20 protein-coding genes are annotated in these 21,853 nt (G+C 33.6%); 19 read left to right on the forward strand and 1 reads right to left on the reverse strand.

The features are described from left to right. The first annotated feature begins 16 nt into the window (after nt 1-16). The 13 genes from JOC59_RS01060 to JOC59_RS01120 all read left to right on the forward strand — a co-directional run bounded on the left by JOC59_RS01060 (nt 17) and on the right by JOC59_RS01120 (nt 10,140). Entirely contained in the window at nt 17-475 is a 459-nt protein-coding gene (locus JOC59_RS01060) for a MarR family winged helix-turn-helix transcriptional regulator (protein ID WP_205142944.1), read from the forward strand. A 3-nt stretch (nt 476-478) separates the two neighbouring features. Further along, a complete protein-coding gene (locus JOC59_RS01065) occupies nt 479-1,453 on the forward strand; it encodes a beta-ketoacyl-ACP synthase III (RefSeq protein WP_205142945.1) in 975 nt (324 codons plus the stop codon). Between the two features lie 32 nt (nt 1,454-1,485). Continuing rightward, the gene (locus JOC59_RS01070; RefSeq protein WP_205142946.1) at nt 1,486-1,728 is read left to right on the forward strand and encodes an acyl carrier protein; all 243 of its coding nucleotides are present in this window, start codon (nt 1,486-1,488) and stop codon (nt 1,726-1,728) included. A 36-nt stretch (nt 1,729-1,764) separates the two neighbouring features. Continuing rightward, entirely contained in the window at nt 1,765-2,706 is a 942-nt protein-coding gene (locus tag JOC59_RS01075) for a nitronate monooxygenase (protein WP_205142947.1), read from the forward strand. A 15-nt stretch (nt 2,707-2,721) separates the two neighbouring features. Beyond that, a complete protein-coding gene (locus tag JOC59_RS01080; protein ID WP_205142948.1) occupies nt 2,722-3,660 on the forward strand; it encodes an ACP S-malonyltransferase in 939 nt (312 codons plus the stop codon). Then, the gene (locus tag JOC59_RS01085) at nt 3,650-4,381 is read left to right on the forward strand and encodes a 3-oxoacyl-ACP reductase family protein (protein ID WP_205142949.1); all 732 of its coding nucleotides are present in this window, start codon (nt 3,650-3,652) and stop codon (nt 4,379-4,381) included. The genes JOC59_RS01080 and JOC59_RS01085 overlap by 11 nt, the downstream gene beginning before the upstream one ends. 10 nt (nt 4,382-4,391) lie before the next feature. After that, nucleotides 4,392-5,621 carry a beta-ketoacyl-ACP synthase II gene (gene fabF / locus JOC59_RS01090; RefSeq protein ID WP_205142950.1) on the forward strand — a complete coding sequence of 410 codons (1,230 nt, stop codon included), beginning with the start codon at nt 4,392-4,394 and terminating at the stop codon, nt 5,619-5,621. Further along, the gene (gene accB, locus JOC59_RS01095) at nt 5,621-6,076 is read left to right on the forward strand and encodes an acetyl-CoA carboxylase biotin carboxyl carrier protein (protein WP_205142951.1); all 456 of its coding nucleotides are present in this window, start codon (nt 5,621-5,623) and stop codon (nt 6,074-6,076) included. The genes fabF and accB overlap by 1 nt, the downstream gene beginning before the upstream one ends. Before the next feature lie 61 nt (nt 6,077-6,137). Continuing rightward, nucleotides 6,138-6,572 carry a 3-hydroxyacyl-ACP dehydratase FabZ gene (gene fabZ, locus JOC59_RS01100; protein WP_205142952.1) on the forward strand — a complete coding sequence of 145 codons (435 nt, stop codon included), beginning with the start codon at nt 6,138-6,140 and terminating at the stop codon, nt 6,570-6,572. 18 nt (nt 6,573-6,590) lie between these two features. Next, nucleotides 6,591-7,970 carry an acetyl-CoA carboxylase biotin carboxylase subunit gene (locus JOC59_RS01105; protein WP_205142953.1) on the forward strand — a complete coding sequence of 460 codons (1,380 nt, stop codon included), beginning with the start codon at nt 6,591-6,593 and terminating at the stop codon, nt 7,968-7,970. Next, nucleotides 7,957-8,787 carry an acetyl-CoA carboxylase carboxyltransferase subunit beta gene (locus JOC59_RS01110; protein WP_205142954.1) on the forward strand — a complete coding sequence of 277 codons (831 nt, stop codon included), beginning with the start codon at nt 7,957-7,959 and terminating at the stop codon, nt 8,785-8,787. The genes JOC59_RS01105 and JOC59_RS01110 overlap by 14 nt, the downstream gene beginning before the upstream one ends. Before the next feature lies 1 nt (nt 8,788). Further along, nucleotides 8,789-9,571, forward strand: coding sequence for a carboxyltransferase subunit alpha (gene accA, locus JOC59_RS01115; RefSeq protein WP_205142955.1), 783 nt, complete (start codon nt 8,789-8,791; stop codon nt 9,569-9,571). Between the two features lie 89 nt (nt 9,572-9,660). Next, nucleotides 9,661-10,140 carry an S-ribosylhomocysteine lyase gene (locus JOC59_RS01120; protein WP_205142956.1) on the forward strand — a complete coding sequence of 160 codons (480 nt, stop codon included), beginning with the start codon at nt 9,661-9,663 and terminating at the stop codon, nt 10,138-10,140. An 83-nt stretch (nt 10,141-10,223) separates the two neighbouring features. Here the strand turns inward: JOC59_RS01120 and JOC59_RS01125 are convergent, their stop codons facing one another. Then, on the reverse strand, nt 10,224-10,685 hold the full coding sequence (locus JOC59_RS01125; RefSeq protein WP_205142957.1) for a YslB family protein: 462 nt from the start codon (nt 10,683-10,685) through the stop codon (nt 10,224-10,226). 233 nt (nt 10,686-10,918) lie between these two features. On the opposite strand from JOC59_RS01125, the gene racE reads away from it, so the two are divergent. The 6 genes from racE to JOC59_RS01155 all read left to right on the forward strand — a co-directional run bounded on the left by racE (nt 10,919) and on the right by JOC59_RS01155 (nt 21,386). Next, nucleotides 10,919-11,737 (forward strand): glutamate racemase, encoded by an 819-nt coding sequence (gene racE, locus JOC59_RS01130; RefSeq protein WP_205142958.1) that lies wholly within the window; start codon nt 10,919-10,921, stop codon nt 11,735-11,737. 20 nt (nt 11,738-11,757) lie between these two features. Further along, on the forward strand, nt 11,758-12,366 hold the full coding sequence (locus JOC59_RS01135) for an XTP/dITP diphosphatase (RefSeq protein ID WP_205142959.1): 609 nt from the start codon (nt 11,758-11,760) through the stop codon (nt 12,364-12,366). Nucleotides 12,367-12,369: 3 nt separating this feature from the next. Beyond that, a complete protein-coding gene (locus JOC59_RS01140; protein ID WP_205142960.1) occupies nt 12,370-12,888 on the forward strand; it encodes a YfcE family phosphodiesterase in 519 nt (172 codons plus the stop codon). Nucleotides 12,889-12,967: 79 nt separating this feature from the next. Beyond that, a complete protein-coding gene (locus JOC59_RS01145) occupies nt 12,968-16,552 on the forward strand; it encodes a PD-(D/E)XK nuclease family protein (protein ID WP_205142961.1) in 3,585 nt (1,194 codons plus the stop codon). A gap of 3 nt (nt 16,553-16,555) precedes the next feature. After that, nucleotides 16,556-20,302 (forward strand): helicase-exonuclease AddAB subunit AddA, encoded by a 3,747-nt coding sequence (gene addA / locus JOC59_RS01150; protein ID WP_205142962.1) that lies wholly within the window; start codon nt 16,556-16,558, stop codon nt 20,300-20,302. Between the two features lie 136 nt (nt 20,303-20,438). Next, nucleotides 20,439-21,386 (forward strand): L-lactate dehydrogenase, encoded by a 948-nt coding sequence (locus JOC59_RS01155; protein ID WP_205142963.1) that lies wholly within the window; start codon nt 20,439-20,441, stop codon nt 21,384-21,386. Nucleotides 21,387-21,853: the final 467 nt, after the last annotated feature.

Consider the following 21,853-nt stretch of genomic DNA (forward strand, 5'->3'; position numbering starts at 1 on the left):
CAAAAAAGGTAAATTAATGGACAATCAAATTAAGACACTTAATACAAAATTAGTACAGATTTTTAATGATGTCAGATCAATTGAAGAAAAGGAATTGAAATTTGAATTATCTAGTAATTTGAATTTACGTGATATACATGCGATTGACGCAATTTCGTTGGGCCGTAATAAGACGGTTTCACAGGTTGCACAATTAATGCAATTGACTCCTAGTTCAATGACAAGTGTTATTGACAAATTAGTAAAAAATGAATATGTAATAAGGTTACAAAGTACAAGTGACCGTCGTTTAGTTAAATTAGCGTTAACTGTTAAAGGTGCAGAAATTTACACGGCTCATAAAAACTTTCACTTAAAAATGTGTGAATTTTTACTAAGGGGTCTTTCAGATATTGAAGTTGAAATTATTTTACAAGCAGTCGACAATTTGAATGATTTTTTAGAAAAATTACATATGAGTAATAAGGTTGAATGATAAATGATTAGAATGGTAATAAAAGAAACTGCGCATTATATTCCTAAAAGAGTTGTTAATAATGACGATTTAACAATGTATATGGATACGAGTGATGAGTGGATAAAAACACGAACAGGTATTGAGAATAGACATATTGTTACTAGTGAAAATACAAGTGATTTAGCAATTAAAGTAGCACAGACTTTATTAATCAAAAGTAACGTGTCTGCTGAACAAATTAGTTTTATCATTGTAGCAACAATGTCACCTGATTACACAACACCTAGTGTGGCAGCACAGGTCCAAGGTGCATTGCAGGCTAGTAATGCGTTTGCTTTTGACGTTAATGCTGCTTGCTCGGGCTTTACTTATGCGCTGAGTATCGCTAATCGAATGTTAAGTAAACCCAGTCAATATGGCATCGTAGTGGGCGCAGAAGTATTATCAAAATTAGTAGATTGGCAAGATCGAACGACAGCAGTTTTATTTGGTGATGGAGCTGGTGGTGTTTTAATTCAAGGCCAGGCTGAAGGAAACCAACAGGTATTGGCTGAAGATTTAGTTACACTTGGCGAAAAAAGTAATTCTTTAAAAGCTGGGTATCGCTTGAATGAAAACATATTTAGTGATAAAAATGATACCCAAACAGGTTACTTTGAGATGGTAGGGCGCGATATTTATGCGTTTGCAACAAGAGAAGTACCAAAATCAATTAAACGCGCTTTAGCAAGAGCAAATTTAACAGTAAATGATATTGATAAATTTGTTATTCATCAAGCTAATGGCCGCATTATTGAGAAATTAGCTAAAGAGTTAGGATTAGCAAAGACGTTATTCCCAACAAATGTGGCAAAGTATGGTAATACTTCAGCAGCGTCAATACCAATTTTATTAGATGAGTTAGTTCAAGCCAACGAAATTACTATTGGTGATACGATTGTAATGGTTGGATTTGGTGGCGGCTTAACAGTTGGCACAATGATTATAAAATATTAAATACAAAACAGAAAAAAAGAGGAATTTATATTATGACTGAAGCACAAATTTTTGAAAAAGTACAAGCAATTTTGGCAGACCAATTTGATTTAGAAGTAACTGAAATTAAATTAACAACTGATTTACGTAATGATATTGAATCTGATTCTTTAGATATCTTTGAATTAATGAACCAAGTTGAAGATGAATTTGATATCAAATTAGAGGTTGAAGATGGCATTAATACTGTTCAAGAATTAGTTAATATCATTAACCAAAGATTGGCAGCTAAATAAAAAGCTAGTTTTAGAGGAAACGAGGGTAAAAAGTTAATGGAGTTACATCCGTTTTATCAAGAACTAGGGTTGATGTATCCAATATTTCAAGGTGGTATGGCTTGGGCGGCTGATGGGAAATTAGCTGCGGCGGTTTCTAAAGCTGGTGGTCTTGGTATTATTGGTTCAGGTCATTTTACTGGTGAGCAAACACGGGAACAAATAAAAATTGCTAAAAAAATAACGAACAAACCATTTGGTGTGAATGTAATGTTACTTAATCGCCATGTTGAGGATGTTTTGGATGTGATTATTGAAGAAGGTGTTGCGGTAGTTACTACTGGTGCCGGTAATCCTGCACAGTATGTTGAACGCTTACATAAAGCGCATATTAAGGTAATTCCAGTAGTTCCTTCAGTTGGATTAGCTAAAATGATGGAACGGATAGGTGTTGATGCGGTAATTGCAGAGGGACTCGAATCCGGTGGACATATAGGTAAGTTGACGACATTAGCACTAGTACCACAAGTAGTTGATGCCTTAAAGATTCCAGTAATTGCAGCTGGTGGAATTGCTGATGGTCGCGGCGTGGCGGCAGCGTTAATGTTAGGGGCAATTGGTGTGCAAATGGGAACTCGTTTTTTAACAGTTAAAGAGTCAGGTATTCATCAAAATTATAAAAATGCGGTATTAAAAGCGAAAGATGTTGATACTCTAGTTACCGGTGCCTATCTTGGTCATGCCGCACGAGTCTTGAAAAATCGAATGGCTAAAAACTTCATTAAACTTGAAAAAGCTGAGTCAGTTAAAGCGCAACCAGATATGGAAACATTAGAAAAGATTGGTAACGGTGCGCTACGCCGAGCAGTACTAGAGGGTGATCCTGAACACGGTTCATTTATGGCTGGAGAAATTGCGGGTTTAGTTAATGACGAATTAACTGCTAGTGAAGTGTTGGAACAAATCTGGACACAGACAACATCGTTGATTGTGCAATAATTATAGGAGTTTTAAATGCAAACAGGAGTCTTATTTGGTGGCCAAGGTGGCCAAAATATAAATATGGTGCAGCATTTGTATCAAACATTATCTGAGTATCGACAAGTTATTGACCAAGCAAGTCAAATCTTGGGTTATGATATGCAACTTAAAATGATCGATGAGCAAGCACTACAGACTACTAAATATACGCAGCCAATTGTTGTTGCTCATAGTTATGGTTTATATAAATCGGCACAAAAATTTATACCAACCCCCATGATGGGATTAGGGCTAAGTTTGGGTGAATATACCGCGCTAATTGCTGCTGAAAGTATTGATTTTGAAACCGGCTTAAAAATAGTTGCCAAGCGTGGAAAATTAATGCAAGAAGCCGTTGCAACTACTAAAGGAGCAATGGCTGCGCTTATTGCTGATGACTTGCGACCTATTAATCATAAATTACGGGAACTACAAGCACAGGGTTTAAGCATTTATCCAGCTAACTATAATAGTTCACAACAATTAGTAATTGGTGGGGTCCCTAGTGATTTAGAACAAGCTATTTTAATTTTAGAAGAACTTAAGCTTTGTCGGGTCGTTAAATTAAATGTTGCAGGTGCTTTCCATACACCATTATTAGTAAGTGCACAAACTGAGTTTAATAACTATCTTAAGAAAGTAGTATTTAAAGAACCAAAGTTTACAGTGTATAGTAATACGACACAACAACCTTTTAAAGCCAATACACTTACTGACACTCTGGTTAAACAGTTAATTAGTCCCACCTTTTTTGCTCAAGCATTAGAAGATAGTGTTAATACGCAAGATATTAATCAATTAATTGAATTTGGACCAGATAGTACTTTAACGAAATTTGCGAGAAAAACAGTAGCTAAAGATATTAAACGTTACAGTATTTTTAATCAAAGTTCATTTGCTAAAGTTCAAGGAGAATTTACTAATGGAAATTAAAGATAAAGTTGTGCTAGTAACAGGATCTACTCGGGGAATAGGTCTGGAAATTGCGAAACAGTTTAGTCAGTTGGATGCGCAAGTTATTTTACATGGACGGAATACCCCAAGTAGCGAAGTTATGCAGATCTTCAATAATTTTAAATATCAGCCAATATTTTTCTCTGGTGATATAACAAGTGAAGTAAGTGTTGCTGAACTATTAAAGGCTATTAATGATCAAGTTGGTGATATTGATATTTTAGTAAATAACGCAGGAATAACGGCAGATAGTTTAGTGATGGGAATGAAGCCTGCTAAATTTGCTGAATTAATTGCAACAAACTTAAATGGAACATTTAATATTACTCAACCTATTTTTAAGCGGATGCTGAAGCGACGTCAAGGCCTAATTATTAATCTTAGTAGTGTGGTTGGTATTACTGGAAATATTGGTCAAGCTAATTACGCAGCAAGTAAAGCGGGTATTATTGGTTTAACTAAATCATTAGCTAAAGAAGGTGCTATGCGTGGAGTACGTGTTAATGCCATTGCTCCAGGAATGATTGATACAGCTATGACGGCAGTTTTGAGTGAGAAAGTTCGCGCAGATATTTTAGAACGGATTCCACTGAAACGATTAGGGCAACCAAGTGAGGTAGCTCAAACAGCTATCTTTTTGGCACAAAATGACTACATAACAAATCAAACAATTGTTGTTGATGGTGGAATGATTGAATAGAGGTAAGAAAATGAAACGAGTAGTAATTACAGGACTTGGAGCTGTTACACCTTTAGGAAACAGTGCTAAAGAATTTGCTGATGGAATTTTTGCTAGTAAATTAGGATTTGGTCCGATTACAAAATTTAACGATAATACAACTGATGTTAACTTTGTTGGTGAAGTTAAAAATTTTGATCCTAGTCAGTATGTTGGTAAAAAAGAAGCTAAGCGCATGGATTTATTTTCACAATATGCAGTGCATGCAGCAACTGAAGCCTATAATCAAAGTGGGTTGAACGAAAATAATATTGATAGTACCCGCTTAGGCGTAATTCTTGGTTCAGGAATTGGTGGTCTGACAACTATTCAAGAACAAGTTACTAAAATGAATGATAAAGGGATGCAAAGAGTATCACCAATGTTTGTACCACAGTCAATTGTTAATATGGCTGCCGGAAATGTTGCATTACGTTTTAAAGCACAAAATATTTCAACGGTTGTGGTAACTGCTTGTGCGAGCGCAACTAATGCCTTAGGTGATGCATTTAATCGAATCCGACTAGGACATGCTGATGCGATGATTACTGGTGGGGCGGAAGCTTCAATTAATAATATTGGTATTGCTGGTTTTGATGCGTTAAGTACTTTATCACGTGCTGATAAGGTTGAGGAAGCATCTATTCCATTTGATGCTGAGCGTCATGGTTTTGTAATGGGTGAGGGAGCTGGTATTCTAGTTTTAGAGGAACTTGAACATGCTAAAAAGCGTGGTGCTAAAATTTTAGGTGAAATGATTGGTTTTGGCGCTACAACTGATGCTTATCATATGACATCACCTGAACCAAATGGTCAAGGAGCTAAAAGAGCAATTTTAGAAGCTTTACGTGATGCCGCAATTGAACCAAAACAAGTTGATTACATTAATGCACATGGAACGGCAACTGGTGCTAATGACAGTGCTGAAGCCAAAGCTATTGAGACAATTTTTGGTACAGAGCATGTATTAACTAGTTCAACCAAGTCAATGACTGGACATTTATTGGGCGCAGCTGGAGGTATTGAAGCGGTAATTACGACAATGACGTTAATGGGTCATCAATTACCAGTTAATGTTGGATTAAAAAATATAGATCCTGAAGTAAAAATTCCGCTTGTTACAGAAGAAAATAAGCAACGCACAGCACAAATTGCAATGTCTAATTCGTTTGGTTTTGGGGGACATAACGCAGTTGTAATATTTAAACGGTGGAATAATTAATGGAATTACAAGATTTAAAAGATTTAATTAAAAATTTTGAAGATGGTAGTATTCGTGATTTAATAATCGACGATGGTGACTTTCATTTAAAATTAAGTAAAAATGAAAGTGCTGAATTAAGTAATGAGCATGTAGCTAAGGAAATTTCTTTTACTAATACTAATGTAGCAAGTATGGAGCAGCCCCCATTAGAAGCAAGTACGGATGATGAGCAAGCAACGTTGATTAAAGCCCCATTGGTTGGTAGTGTTTACTTACAAGCAAATGAAGGAGCTCGCCCATATGTTGAGGTAGGAGATAACGTCAAAAAAGGGCAAACGGTGGCTATCATTGAAGCAATGAAAATGTTAACTGAAATAAAAAGCCCCGTGGCCGGCAAATTAACAGAAATTTTAGTTAGTAATGAAGAAATTGTTGAATTTGATACACCACTCTTCAAGATTATAACAGCTTAAATTATGGATGGGTTGATCGGAAACGGACAACCTATTTTTATTAAACCGGAGGAAATTTAAAATGGCAGAAGTTTTATTAGATACAGTAGCAATTCAAAAGATATTACCACACCGTTATCCAATGCTAATGATTGATCAAGTGATTGGCTTAGAACCTGGTAAAAGTGCAACCGCACTTAAAAATGTTTCAATTAATGAAGAAATTTTTAAAGGTCACTTTCCTGGTGATCCCGTTTTACCTGGTGCGCTAGTAATTGAAGCATTAGCACAAACAGGTGCCGTTGCTTTATTAAGTTTACCTGAATTTGAAGGTAAAACAGTCTATTTTGGTGGTATTAAATCAGCTAAATTTCGTAAAATGACACAGCCAGGAACACAACTACGATTAGAAGTCACAATGGAAAAAATTCGTGGTAATATTGGTTCAGGAAAAGGAATTGCATACATCGGTGATAAAAAAGCAGTTGATGCACAATTAACCTTTATGATTGGATAACTGAAAGGTATTTATAATATGTTTAAAAAAGTTTTAATTGCAAATCGTGGGGATATTGCAACCCGCATGGTTCGTGTGCTAAGAGAAATGCATATTGCATCAGTAGCGGTATATTCAACGGTAGATCATGATAGTTTACATGTACAACTAGCTGATGAAGCAATCTGCATCGGTGGTCCACGACCAGCCGATTCGTATTTAAACATGCAAAATATTTTGAGTGCGGCAGTAATTACGGGGGCGGAGGCCATTTATCCGGGGTACGGTTTTTTATCAGAAAATGCATTATTTGCGCAAATGGTTGCAGATTTAAATTTAACATTTATTGGCCCTAAACCTAAAACTATCAATTTGATGGGGAATAAAGCTAATGCTCGAGAATATATGCGAAAAAATGGAATTCCTGTTATTCCAGGATCGATTGGATTTTTACATGATGCTAATGAAGCATTAAGCGTAGCTAATGAAGTTGGCTATCCTGTACTATTAAAAGCAGCAGCTGGTGGTGGTGGCAAGGGAATGCGTCTGATTAATGCTGCTTCTGATTTGAATGAAAAATTTTTAGAGGCACAAACTGAAGCACAAAAATCTTTTGGCAATAAAGCCATGTATCTTGAAAAAGTTTTAACTGATGTTGAGCATATTGAAGTCCAAATTTTACGGGATAATTTTGGTAATGCGGTGTATTTACCAGAAAGAAATTGTTCTTTGCAACGAAGTAATCAAAAGGTATTAGAAGAAAGTCCAGCAGTCGGAATTTCAGTAAAACAGCGCACTTATTTAGGCGAGCTAGCAGTGAAAGCAGCCGATGCACTTGATTATTGTGGAACAGGGACTATTGAATTTTTAATGGATCACGATCAAAATTTCTATTTCATGGAAATGAATACTCGAATTCAAGTAGAGCATCCGGTAACAGAAATGGTCACTAACTTGGACTTATTAGCATTACAAATTAAAATAGCAGCAAATGAACAATTAATGCTAACGCAGAATGATATTAAAATAAACGGTCATGCCATTGAAGTTCGATTGAATGCAGAAGAACCTGAATACAATTTCAAACCAAGTGCTGGTAAAATTGATTATTTATATCTGCCAGTTGGGGGGAATGGTGTCAGAATTGATACAGATTTGTATCAGGGAGCTAAAGTACAACCCTTTTATGACTCAATGATTGGAAAAGTCATTGCGCATGGTCGTAATCGACAAGAAGCGTTAGAACGATTGCAAAGATTAAGTGATGAACTAATTATTCAAGGTATCAAAACTAACATTAAGTTTCACCAAGCATTATTAGCAGATCAGCACGTACAAAATGGCATTTTTAATACGAAATATTTAGAACAACATTTCATGCCAACTTGGAAACGGGAGGTTAATGATGAAAATCTTTAATAAAGAGCATACGTTACCGCAACGTGATAGTAAAAGTATTAATGAACAAATTCCTGATGGTATGTGGATCGCTTGTCCAATTTGTCATCAATCAATTTATCGTAACGAATTAGGTACATTAAAGGTTTGTCCTGAATGTAAATATGGTTTTCGGTTAAAAGCGCGTAATCGCTTAGCATTATTAACAACTAATTTTACAGAAATTAATAAAGATATAATGGTTGAAAAAACTGATTTTCCGGGCTATGCAGATAAATTACAACGCGCCAAAACAACCACTCAGCTTAATGAATCAGTTTTGACAGGTATTGCCATAATTGATGAACAAAAAGTGGCATTAGGAATCATGGATTCATATTTTATCATGGGTTCATTAGGTGCTAAAACTGGTGCTAAAATTGCTAAATTATTTGATATAGCTACTGAGCAACATTTACCAGTAATTTTATTTACGGCTTCAGGTGGTGCCCGCATGCAAGAGGGAATTAATTCTTTAATGCAGATGGCTAAAGTATCAGCCGCTATTGCACGTCACAGTGAAGCAGGGCTGTTGTATATTAGTGTATTGACGGATCCAACAACTGGTGGTGTCATGGCTAGTTTTGCGATGCAAGCGGATATTATTGTGGCAGAACCGCATGCTTTAATTGGATTTGCTGGTCGGCGGGTAATAGAACAAACTTTACATGAAAAATTACCAGCAGATTTTCAACGTGCTGAATTATTGCAAACATCTGGATTTTTAGATGCAATTATCCAAAGACCAGAATTACCAACAAAATTAGCACTGTTAGTAAGACTAAATGAGGTAAAATGACGTGAAGATTTTTAAAAAAGAATTATCACCTGAACAAATTGTTAAACTAGCACGTGTTGATCGATTCACCGCGCAACAATTAATTGATGGAATTGTTGATGATTTTTTTGAATTACATGGTGATCGACAAAATAATGATGACTGTGCCATTATTGGTGGGTTAGGATACCTAGCTGGCAGACCAGTTACAGTTATTGCAATTGATAAAGGAATTACATTTCAAGAAAAAGTGCAAAAACATAATGGGTCACCATTACCTAGCGGTTATCGAAAAGCCCAACGCTTAATGCAACAAGCAGCAAAATTTAACCGACCAATTATTACGCTGATTAATACACCCGGTGCTTATCCAGGGAAAGAAGCTGAAGAATTAGGGCAAGGACAAGCGATTGCTGAAAGTATTTTACAAAGTATGAGTTTAACAGTACCAATAATTGCAATTATTTATGGTGAAGGTGGATCAGGTGGCGCATTGGCACTTGCAACTGCTGACCAGGTTTGGATGTTTGAACACTCAACATATTCGGTATTGTCACCAGAAGGATTTGCAGCAATTTTATGGAAAGATGCTAGCCGTAGTGATGAAGCAGCCCAATTGCTGGGATTAACACCAGCTGAGTTATTAAATAAGGGAATTATTGAGAAAATCGTCCCCGAGCATAAAAAAGTAGAACGGTTATTTGAATGGTTAAAACAAGCCCTTGTAACGGAATTAGCACAATTAATGGAACAATCATCGCAAGAGTTAGTTGAGAACCGACGCGAACGTTTCTGTAAATTTTAGAAAAATTAAATTTTTTTCATTTAAGTCTTCTTTTTTAATAGAAAATCTACTATGATTGAGAGATAAAGAATTGAGGAGGATTATCAGATATGCCACAAGTAGAAGTTGAAAGTTTTCAATTAGATCATACTGCTGTTAAAGCACCTTATGTACGTAAAATAACGATTGAAGAAGGACCATTAGGTGATAAGATCACTAATTTTGATTTACGTTTAGTACAACCGAACGAAGAAGCAATTGGAATGGCTGGATTACATACAATTGAGCATTTATTAGCAGGTCTTTTACGCACCAGATTAACAGGAGTAATTGATTGTTCACCATTTGGTTGTCAAACTGGTTTTCATTTAATTACTTGGGGTGAACAGGATAATACCGAGATTGCAAAAGCATTGAAGGGAGCATTGACTGAAATAGCTCAAGCCGTTACTTGGGAGGATGTTCCTGGGACAACAATTGAAAGTTGTGGTAATTATAAAAACCATAGTTTGTTTAGTGCTAAAGAATGGGCTAAGTTGATTTTGTCACGTGGTATTTCAACTGATCCTTTTGAACGTAAAGTGATTTAAGTAAGAAAATTCCACACATAAAAAGGCAGGACTAATTCAAATAAATTGGTCATGCCTTTTTATGTAATAATTAAAAATACTAATTAAGCAAGATTACTAATGGCTAGGTCGGTTTTTGCTTCAACTTGAACATTAATGGTGATAATGTGTTTACGCTTATTAATCACAAAATTTGCTTCAGCAACTTTTTCTAACATTTGTTCTAGTTGTTGGGCTAAAAAGCCTGCTTCAAGATTAAAATCAGGTGTCTTACTTGCCAAAAATCGGTTATCAACAAAAGAACCAGCTAAATTCCATGATAATTGATGATTAGTTTGTTTAGTTAGAGTTAATTCACCAAAACCGGCATTTAAAAAGAAAATAATAATATCATCCATATTAGATAGAGAATATTGACGAGCTAAATTTTTACCGGCCCAATATAAAATACTTGCGGTATCCTCTTGTAAAATATCAGGTATTAAACTATCGCGTAAAACAGATAATGCAAAGGGACTAGGTTGACTTGGACTAGCCACTAGTTGTTTATAAATATCATTATTCATGTACTATATCTCCAATGTCTAATATAATTATTCTATCAAATTTTTAAGAAACTTTGTTATAAATAATTAATCATTTAACTATTTAAATAAATATTTAAAGGTAGTTGGAGAAAATTTCAGAGGGTAGTTAAATAATTGTAACTTATTTTCAAGTTTTAAGACAAAATTTGATAACATTTCATGCTTTACGTATAATATAAATAATAAGAAAGTAAGTTAGGCAGGGATATAAAATGGTAAATCAAGCGATAGGATTTATTGATTCAGGAATTGGAGGCATAACAGTAGTACGTGAAGCATTGCGCCAATTACCGAATGAAACTGTATATTATGTTGGTGATACTGCTCGAATGCCATATGGTCCACGTCCAGTTGATGAAGTTATTGAATATACATGGCAGATGGTCAAGTTTTTATTAACTAAAAATATCAAAATGTTAGTAATTGCTTGCAATACAGCAACCGCAGCGGCACTCCCTAGTTTACAGAAAAAATTGGCTATTCCGGTGATTGGCGTAATCGCACCAGGTGTTAGAGGGGCATTAAAAGCAACAGTGAATAAACATATTGGGATAATTGCTACTGAGGGAACGGTTAAGTCAAATGCTTATGTGAATCGCTTAAAGGCTAAAAATCCAAATATTGTAACTAGTCAACTTGCTTGTCCCGAATTTGTGAAAATTGTGGAAGCAAATCAATATGCAACAGTAACTACACAAGAAGTAGTGACTAAAAAACTGGCATTTTTCAATGATAAAAATATCGATACCTTAGTATTAGGATGTACACATTTCCCATTATTAGCGGATGTAATTAAGAATGCTATGGGTTCACAGGTTAGTCTGGTTAATTCTGGAGCCGTTGCAGTTGAAAATGTTTCTGCAATGTTGGATGAATTACAGTTAAATAATAGTGGTAAAAAAAGCTTACCAGACGAGTATTTTACTACTGGGGATGCTAATTCATTTAAACAAATGGCAGGGCATTGGTTAAATAATCAAAACTTAGACGTGTCGCATTTGGAAATAACAAAAAAAGGACTTGTTTTGTAAATAAAAAAGGGAGGTATATTATGCAAGCAGCTAAAATTATTATTGCGACTAATAATGTTGGTAAATTAAATGAGTTTAAGGCAATTTTAGAACCTAAAGGGATTGCAGTTATTGGCTTAACCGATTTAACTACCAAAATTGAGATAGTAGAAAATGGTAACTCATTCGCTGAAAATGCATTAATTAAAGCTCAAACAATCGCTAAGACGACATTAGATGTACCAGTTATTGCTGATGATTCTGGGTTAATGGTAGCCGCACTACACAATGAACCAGGAATTTATTCGGCAAGGTATGCTAGTGATCATAATGATCAAGCAAATATTGATAAAGTTTTAGCTAAATTAGGTGATTTACCAATTAGTGATCGTAAAGCCAAATTTCATACAACTATTGCAGCTGTTAAACCAAATGGTAAGCAATTAGTTGTTTCTGGTGAGGTACAAGGTTATATTACGAAGCAACAACTAGGTAAAAATGGCTTTGGGTATGATCCCATCTTTTATTCACCAGAACTTGAAAAAACTTTTGCACAAGCAACAGCTAATGAGAAAAATAGAATTAGTCATCGTAGTCGAGCTATTGAAAAATTAATGCTTGCCTTTGATCAATGGTGGAATGAGGATTAATTAATGCAATATTTATTTATTAGTGATGCCCATGGAGATATAAAAATTTTAAAAAAAATTTTTAAGGCGTTTAATGTTCGAAGTACGCAAATATTTTATAACGGTGATTCGGAATTGGCCGCAAATGATCCGGTATTTTTAAATGTTTTAACTGTTAAAGGGAATATGGATTTTGATTCACAGTATGCAAAGAAAAATATTTATGTAGGGACTGAGGTTACCATTTTTCAAACACATGGACATTTATATGATGTAAACTGGACGCTAGCTGAATTAATTAAAACTGCTAAAAAAAATAATGCCCAAATTGTAACATTTGGACATACGCATCAATTAGGGGTGGAAAAAATTGAAGATCTATTGATCATTAATCCTGGATCAATAAGTCAACCGCGAGGAACTTATGCTAAATATGGTGGGACATTTGCGTTATTAACGGTAACTCCAGAAAGTTATATAGTTGAATATTTTGATCGAGATTTAACGTTGCTTAATGAGTTAACAACTAAATTTTCACGCTAAAAAACTCAAGTCATGCTAAGCGGTTAAGAACATGACTTGAGTTTTTATATGGGTTAAAAATAAATGAGGTAACTAATTTATGACATTAACATTTTATACAGGGGTAGCAAGTAGTGACCATCAAGCTGCTTTATTAAAAAACATAAAAGAGCTAGCTACTGACATACCAGAAACGAATTTTTTTTATATTGTGCCAAATCATATTAAGTTTGAAACAGAAATAAATGTTTTAGCAGCCTATCATGATTTAACATCTACAAAGCAGAAAATAATTGCTGAAAATAAATTACAAGTATTTTCGTTATCACGGTTAGTATGGTACTTCATGGCAAATACTAAAATATATAAACGGCAACGCTTAGGAACAGCCGGATTTTATATGTTAGTAAAAAAAGTTCTAAGAGAGAAAAAAAATGAATTAACTATTTTTCAACGATTAGTGCAAAAACCAGGGTTTATTGAACAATTGGCACAACAAATTAGCGAATTACGGTTATCAGAAATTACAGCAATTAATTTAAATGAAATATTACCATCAATTAAACATAAAAATGAATTAAAAGCAAAATTACATGATTTATTATTGCTAGTTGATGGCTTGCAAAGTGCTTTGGCTGATAAGTTACTTACTAATACAGATATTTTAAATGCATTTAAATATTGGCTAAAAGATGCGGAAATTAGTAATTATAAATTTTATTTTGCTAATTTTACATCATTTACGATTCAGGAACGACAAATTATTGAAGAACTAATTAGTAAAGATATTGATATCACGATAGGATTAACAACCGATGAATTGCCGATGATTGCTAATGATATTTTTTTAAGACCCAAAAAGTTAAAAAAAGAATTAACTGACTTTGCTAAAATAAATGGTGTTAAAGTTATAACCAAAAGTGTCACTAAAGAACGTAATATCAAACAAGGTTTAGTATTTTTAGAAAAATATTGGATAAAAAACCAACGAACAACACAGAAGCAACAGCCGACCGATAGTGAAAAAAAAGTAGCACAAGCAAGTATAACAATGTATCAAGCCGTTAATAAACAAACTGAATTAGAACAGGTTGCACGAATTATACGTCAAAAGGTGGCCGCAAGTAAGGGTAAATTACGTTATCGCGATTTTTTAGTCTTAACTCGAGATTTAACTCAGTATCAAACAATGCTGCAACCAATTTTTAATAAGTATAAAGTGCCTATTTTTACTGATTTAGATTATCAAATGCTGCATCATCCATTAGTGGAGTTTATTAAAGCATTATTTGAGCTTAATAATGGCTATCGTTATCAACCATTAATGCGGTTATTAAAAACAGAATTATTAGTACCTAAAACATTTGAGGTTACTACTTTTCGGGATGTTTTAGATAATATGGAAAATTATATTTTAGCTAATAATCCACAAATACAGGATTGGGAAGGGGCAGATTGGCAATTAATTAAAACGAGTGGACAAGATGATGATTGGCAAATTGATGAGGCTAATTTTTTATTAACGCAGCAAGTTAATGAGTTACGAAAATTTATTGTGATGGCATTAAAGACATTTAGAAATAAACTTAAGTTAGCCACAACATTTACAATGGCTGTGAATGTTCTATACCAATGGTTGTTAGATTTTGGAATTGATCAGGTATTAATTAATTGGCGAAATGAACTATTAGACAATGGTGAATTAGTTAAAGCAAAGTACCCAGAAGAAGTTTGGCAAATGCTAATGATGACGTTAGATGAGTGTGTTGAGCTTTTAGGTGCAGAAAAATTTGAAAAAAATGATTTTTTAGATAATTTGTTAGCTGGTTTTAGTGGCGCAAAATTTTCAGGTATTCCTGCGGCAATCGATAATGTACAAGTTTCTGAAACTGGAATTGTACAACTTGATCGCTATAAAATTGTAATTATGTTAGGGGGGACTAGAAATAACTTACCAGCACAGCTTCAAAATCATGCTTTATTAAATGATAATGATCGGCAAACGATTGCGGAAGTTTTTGAAGACTTAGAATTACCGTATTTTTTACGGGATACCAGTCGACAACAAATGGCTATTGAACCCTTATTAGCATATTTAAGTTGGCTACATGCAAATGATGAATTAATTTTGACATATCCTCTGAGTGATAGTGATGATAAATTACAAAAAATGTCACCTTACTATGCACAAATTCAAAAATTATTTGACTTAAATGTTAAACGTTGGCGAGGATATCCGTCACTATATAATCAAGAATCGTTAGCCATTAATCAATATATTGGTACACCGGATACGCTACTCAATCATTTAGCAATTTTACAACGTGAGAGTATCAATGAACAAGTAGCATTACCTAAAATTTGGCAAGAAAGTTGGCAATTTTTATTAACTCAAAATGTAAAGGCGCAACAAATTAAAGCAGCTTTAAATTATGAAAATAAAATTGTGCAATTGCAGCCAATATACGTTGAAAAGTTATTTGGTAATCAATTAAATACATCAATTTCGCAATTAGAAACCTATAATTTAAATCCTTATGAGTATTATTTGCGTTATGGGTTAAAGCTACAAGAAAGAATTGTTTTTGAACTAAAACCCGCTGATACTGGTCAGTTTTTTCATGCAGTTTTAGATCAATTATTAAAAAAAGTGATTAAAGAAGATATTAATCCTAGCAAGTTAAGTAATCAAGCCGTACATCAGTTAGTAGAGCAAGTTACTAATGAAATATTAGAAGAGCCTGTATTTAAAATATTAAAAAGTTCACCACGTTTAGCATATATTACGCAACAATTAGTATTAACACTTAATAATACTTTTCAAAACGTGGTTAATGCTAACCGTGTTGATAATACACAGCCAATTGCTACTGAGGTTCAATTTGGACGTGTTAATAGTATGGATGGATGGCAACCATTAATTTTACCGTTAGATGAAAAACATGTGTTAAATGTTCGTGGTAAAATTGATCGAATTGATACACAAATTGTTAATGATGAATTATTCGCCGCGGTAATTGATTATAAATCAGGTGCAAAAAAGTTTAGTTATGTGGATGCATATTATGGTGTAGCATTACAGTTATTAACATATTTATCAGTTGTTAGGTTGAATACGAAGCATTTTAAAAAAAGTCCCAAAATAGGTGGAGCATTCTTTGCACATATCGCAAATCCGAAAATTCGGTTAAAAGATTTACCTAATCGTTATGTATTAGGAGATGTCTTGGCAGCAGATCAAATAGGGTTAATCGCGGATTATCGCTCAAACTTATTTAAATATAGTGGTATCTTAGTTGACAATAAGGATTATCTTTTGAGTTTAGATGATGAAGTAAACGAACGGGGCCAAGCACGCTTTTATAATTATAAAATTAAAAAAAATGGTGATATTAGCAAAGTTGGGGATGTAATAAGTTATGAAAATTTAGAATTACTATTAAAACACAATTTATCAATTATACAAAAAACTGGGCAACAAATTATGAATGGTGATTTTAAATTACGTCCAATTCGACATAGTAATCAAGATACAGCGTTACAATATTCACCATATAAAGCGATTATGAAATTTGATGCAATGTTAGGCGATAACTATAAAGATTTACCACCATTAAGGCCAGAAGAAGTAGTTAATAAAATTATGGCAGAAATTAATGAAAATAGTGATGAAGGAGCGAAATAAATAGTGCCAATATTTACAAAAAGTCAAACGCAAGCTATTTTAGCAAAAGATCATAATATTTTAGTATCAGCTTCAGCAGGTTCAGGTAAAACGACAGTTCTTGTTGAGCGAGTTATTCAAAAAATAATTGCAGATAAAAATCCGATGCGTATTGATGAACTATTAATTGTAACCTTTACAGAAGCCGCTGCGAAAGAAATGCGTGAACGAATTGAAAAAGCGTTACAAAAAGCCTTACTTACAGCTACGGATAGACAACGTATTGCTTTCTTACAGCAACAATTATTGATTTTACCAACGGCCAATATTTCAACATTACATGCATATGCCCTGAAATTAATTGAAAATTATTATCATGTTATTGACTTAGATCCCCAATTTAGATTATTAGCAGATACTGCTGAGGTTGAATTACTACAATCAGATATTCTAGATGATTTATTTGATCAGTTATATCAAACTGATGATCAGTTTAAGCAGTTGGTAGGCTTATTTGCGAATGATCGAAATGATGATGGGATGAAAAATGCAATTTTACGCTTATATAATTTTGCAAATGCACGGCCTAATTTTGATGAATGGTTAGCGAAATTAAGTAGTGAATATGTAGTGACTGATATATTTACCGAATCAAAATTTTTTAAACAAGATTTAGCACCATTGTTACTAGAAAAATTTACTGAGCTAAGTGATATGTTGGCGAATACTATCAAAAGTTTATCAAACTATGATGATGACAAAAATGTAAAAAAAAGATTGAAGCAAATACAAGCAGAGTATGCGCAAGTAAAAATTATTGAAAATAGTATTTTGACTGCTTCATGGGATAATTTACGTAATTTGATTAATCAATTAAGTTTTGAACGGATTAAAGGATCAGCAGTTAAAATGGAAGATCCTGATTTGCGCCGTGCTTTTGATGAAGCTAAAGATATTCGTGCGGAAGTTAAAGACACGATAAATGAACTTAAAGATAATTACTTTTTACTAAATGAAGTTAATTTGCAAGCAATTATGACAAAAATGGCAGATCAAGTGGATCATTTGGTTATGATAACAAGTCAATTTGCTACTAAATTTACTACAATTAAAAGGCAAAAACAGTTGCTAGACTTTAGTGATTTAGAGCATTTAGCGTTAGCAATTGTGAAAGTACCAACCATTGCTGCTACTATTCAAAGTCAATATCGTGAAATAATGGTTGATGAATACCAAGACATTAATCCGTTACAAGAAACTTTACTAACAAGCTTAAGTAATGGCCATAATATGTTTATGGTTGGTGATGTTAAGCAATCAATTTATGGCTTTAGATTGGCAGATCCCAGTTTATTTACCAAAAAATTTAAATCATACGGTAAAAATGATCATAAGGCCAATGAACTTATTGTTCTTGCTGAAAATTTTCGCTCTACTAATAATGTGATTGACTTTATTAATTTGATATTTAGTCAATTAATGGATGAAAAAGTTGGCGATATTGAATATCGTGGGCCAGCAAAATTAATTGCCGGAGCAAAGGATTATCCCAATGAAACGACACAAACAGTTGAATTATTAGTATATACGGATGATCAAGTAGATGAACTAAATTTAGAAGAGACCGAAGCACAAGAGGCACAACCAAATAAGATACACGGACAGCTTGCCTTAATTGCCAAAAAAATTAAGGCGTTAAAAGCTAATCAGAAAATCTATGATCGAGATCAAGGTGTCTTTCGTGAAATTCAATGGTCAGATATTGTCATTTTAGAACCAACACGTAATATAAATATGGTTTTATTAGATGTTTTTAAGACTGCTAATATTCCAGTTGTTGTTAATGATACTGATAATTATTTTCAAACAACGGAAGTAAGTACCATGCTAAGTTTATTTGAAATTTTGGATAATCCATATCAAGACATTCCCTTGGTTGCAGTTTTAAAATCACCAATTGTGGGCTTTGATGAAAATGATTTAGCCTTGATTAGACTAGCAAATCGACAAGAAAATTATTATCGGGCCATTAAAACATTTATTGAACGCTATTTAGATCAAACGTGGATTATTATTGATGAACAACGCGAAAAAATTGTTTATCGAAAATTAGTAAATTTATTAGCCCAGTTAGATAAGTGGCGTAAAATTGCAAAACAAAATCGACTAGTAGAATTGATTTGGGCAATTTATGAAGACACGGACTATTTAGAATATGTTGGTGCACTGCCAGCAGGTGAACAACGACGAGCAAATTTACATGCCTTGTATCAAAGAGCACAAAGTTACGAAAATAGTAGTTACATTGGCCTGTTTAGTTTTATTAAGTACATCGAACAACTACAAAAAAAAGATAAAGATTTAGGTGCAGCTGCGGCAAGCATTACAGAAAATGCGGTTCAAGTTATGACAATACATGGATCTAAGGGTTTAGAGTATCCAATTGTATTTTTAGCTGATGCCACTCATAAATTTAATGAATTAGATTTAAGAAATACATTATTAATGAATGATACTGGTATCGCAATGCCATATTTTGATATAACTAGTAGGTTATTAATTGAATTACCTCAACAGGCATTTTTTAGGCGACAAGCTCGTATAAAAAATTGGGCGGAACAATTACGTGTATTATATGTTGCATTAACACGGGCTAAGCAACAATTATATATTGTTGGTAGTTATAATTCTAAAAAAATGGCGGTTGCGCGTTGGCAAAAAGCCTTAGTAGAAAATACCGTAATTTTAAGAACAAATAGGCGTCTAGCAACTAATAATTTTATGGATTGGCTAGGTCAAAGTATAATTCGTGATCAAAAGCTATATGATGAATTAATTGAAGAACCGGTTGATGTATTAAGCTTAGAAGTTGTTAATTTCTTTAAAACTAGCAATATTGATTTTTCTGTATCATTTTATGATCAAACGGATGTTATTGTGAATCAACAGGAAAATTTACAGAAAAAAGCAATGCCAATTAAGGCAAGTTCAAATGAACAATATCAGATAGAGTTTAATTCGTTAAAAGCCATTCTTAATTATGAATATGAATATCCTAGTGCAGTAAAAACGACAGCCTATCAAAGTGTTAGTGAAGTTAAACGCTTATTTGAGGATCCTGATGATCAGGGGTTCGATAAATTAGTAATCGATCAAAGTGGGAAAGGACATGCTAATCGCTATGTTACCGAAACATTAGCCCAGCCACGTTTTATTGAAAAGCAGATAAATAATAGCAATTCACAAGCACAAATAATTGGTACTGCAACTCATTTGGTGTTACAGAATTTAGATTTAACACAAGTTATTAATGATGATCATATTCAAGCAACGATTACCAAATTAGTTAATGATGAATTAATTGAACCAATAATCGCTCAAAAAATTAAGCAAACTAATATTTTAGCCTTTTTCATGAGTGAATTTGGGCAAAAAATCCAGGCTAATCATGATCGGCTAAAAAGAGAACAGCCTTTTAGTATGTTAATGTTTGCGCATGACCTATATGAAGATTATCATGGGCAAGATGAACGTGTATTAATTCATGGCATTATGGACGGTTATTTTTTTGATGAAAAGAACGAGATAACATTGTTTGATTATAAGACAGATTTTGTTAAAGATGGTCATATACAAACATTAAGTGATAAATATCAAGGACAGTTAAAATTGTATGCTACAGCTTTACAAAAAATTGAGAAAAAGCCAATTAAACATGTGATTTTAGTTTCGCTAGCTTTAAATGAAACGATTGAATTACACATAGATTAAAAATACTGATAAAGTATTAGTATATTGTGAAATTAGTATTTTATTGCTAGCTAATTTGTGAAATTAATGGTATAAATATAAGTGAATAGGCGAACAATATTCGTCGTGTCTTTGATAATAATTGGAGGAAGTTAAAATGACTTTACAACGGCAAAAAGTAGTTTTAGTTGGTGATGGAGCAGTTGGTTCATCATATGCATTTGCAATGGCTCAACAAGGTTTAGCAGAGGAATTTGTAATTGTTGATGTGTTTAAAGAACGTACTGAAGGGGATGCGATGGACTTAGAAGATGCCCAAGCATTCACTGCACCAAAGAATATCTACAGTGGTGATTACAACGATGCTGGCGATGCAGATTTAGTAGTTATCACAGCTGGAGCACCACAAAAACCAGGTGAAACTCGTTTAGAATTAGTTGATAAAAATATGAAAATTATGAAATCAATAATTGATCCTTTAATGGCATCAGGATTTGATGGAATTATTTTAGTTGCTGCTAATCCAGTTGATGTGTTAACATATGCAGCACAAAAATTTTCTGGTTTGCCAACATCACGTGTATTTGGTTCAGGAACATCATTAGATACAGCTCGGCTACGTGCTGCTTTAGGTAAGAAGTTCAATGTTGATCCACGTTCAGTTGATGCTTATATTTTGGGTGAACATGGTGACTCTGAATTTGCGAATTTTGATGAGGCAACAATTGGCGGCCGTCCTGTAAAAGTATTTGCGGAAGAAGCTGGTATTACTGATGCAGACTTAGATCAAATTTTATATGAAACTGCACATAAAGCATATGAGATTATCAATCGTAAAGGTGCAACTTTTTATGGTATTGCAACGGCTTTAATGCGAATTAGTAAAGCCATTTTACGTAATGAAAATGCTGTATTACCAGTTGGTGCATACATGCAAGGTGAATATGGGTTGAATGACATTTATATCGGTACGCCTGCTGTTATTAATAACCAAGGAGTAGCTAGTGTTATTGAAACACCACTTTCAGAAAAAGAACTTAAGCAAATGAGTGATTCAGCAACCACTTTGAAAAAAGTGGCTGAAGATGCTTTTGCAAAATTTTAATTAATTTTGCTTGATACAGTTAAGTAAGTTTCTTTAGCTAAAAGAGTGTCATTAATAATGTACGCGTTGAAGGGTTGAGCATCACGACCTCTTAAATGAAAATGAGTATTTGCACGGACCCCCTTGAATTGGAGTAAATCCAATCAAGGGGGTTTTATAATGTATTTTTGTCAAAAAAGCATTATTCAAAGGATGAGTCGTAAGACCCCATGTTTAGACAATGTGGTAATTGAGTGCTGTATAATTTTAAAAAATTAGAGGTACATTGAGAGTAATACCAAATGTTAACTGAATTAAAGATCGATAGTCCTGCTTTTATAAAGTACTAAAATAATAGGTGATTTAAAGAAAAAATTGGAGGGTATGAGTCTGGTTTAGTTCCAAACTCATGCCCTCCAATAATTGGTTAAAGCATCCCTCCAATTTATGGAGGAGCTAGTATAGCGATTTATTGATAATGGTAATTT

Source organism: Periweissella beninensis (assembly GCF_016908275.1).
GTDB classification, from domain to species: domain Bacteria; phylum Bacillota; class Bacilli; order Lactobacillales; family Lactobacillaceae; genus Periweissella; species Periweissella beninensis.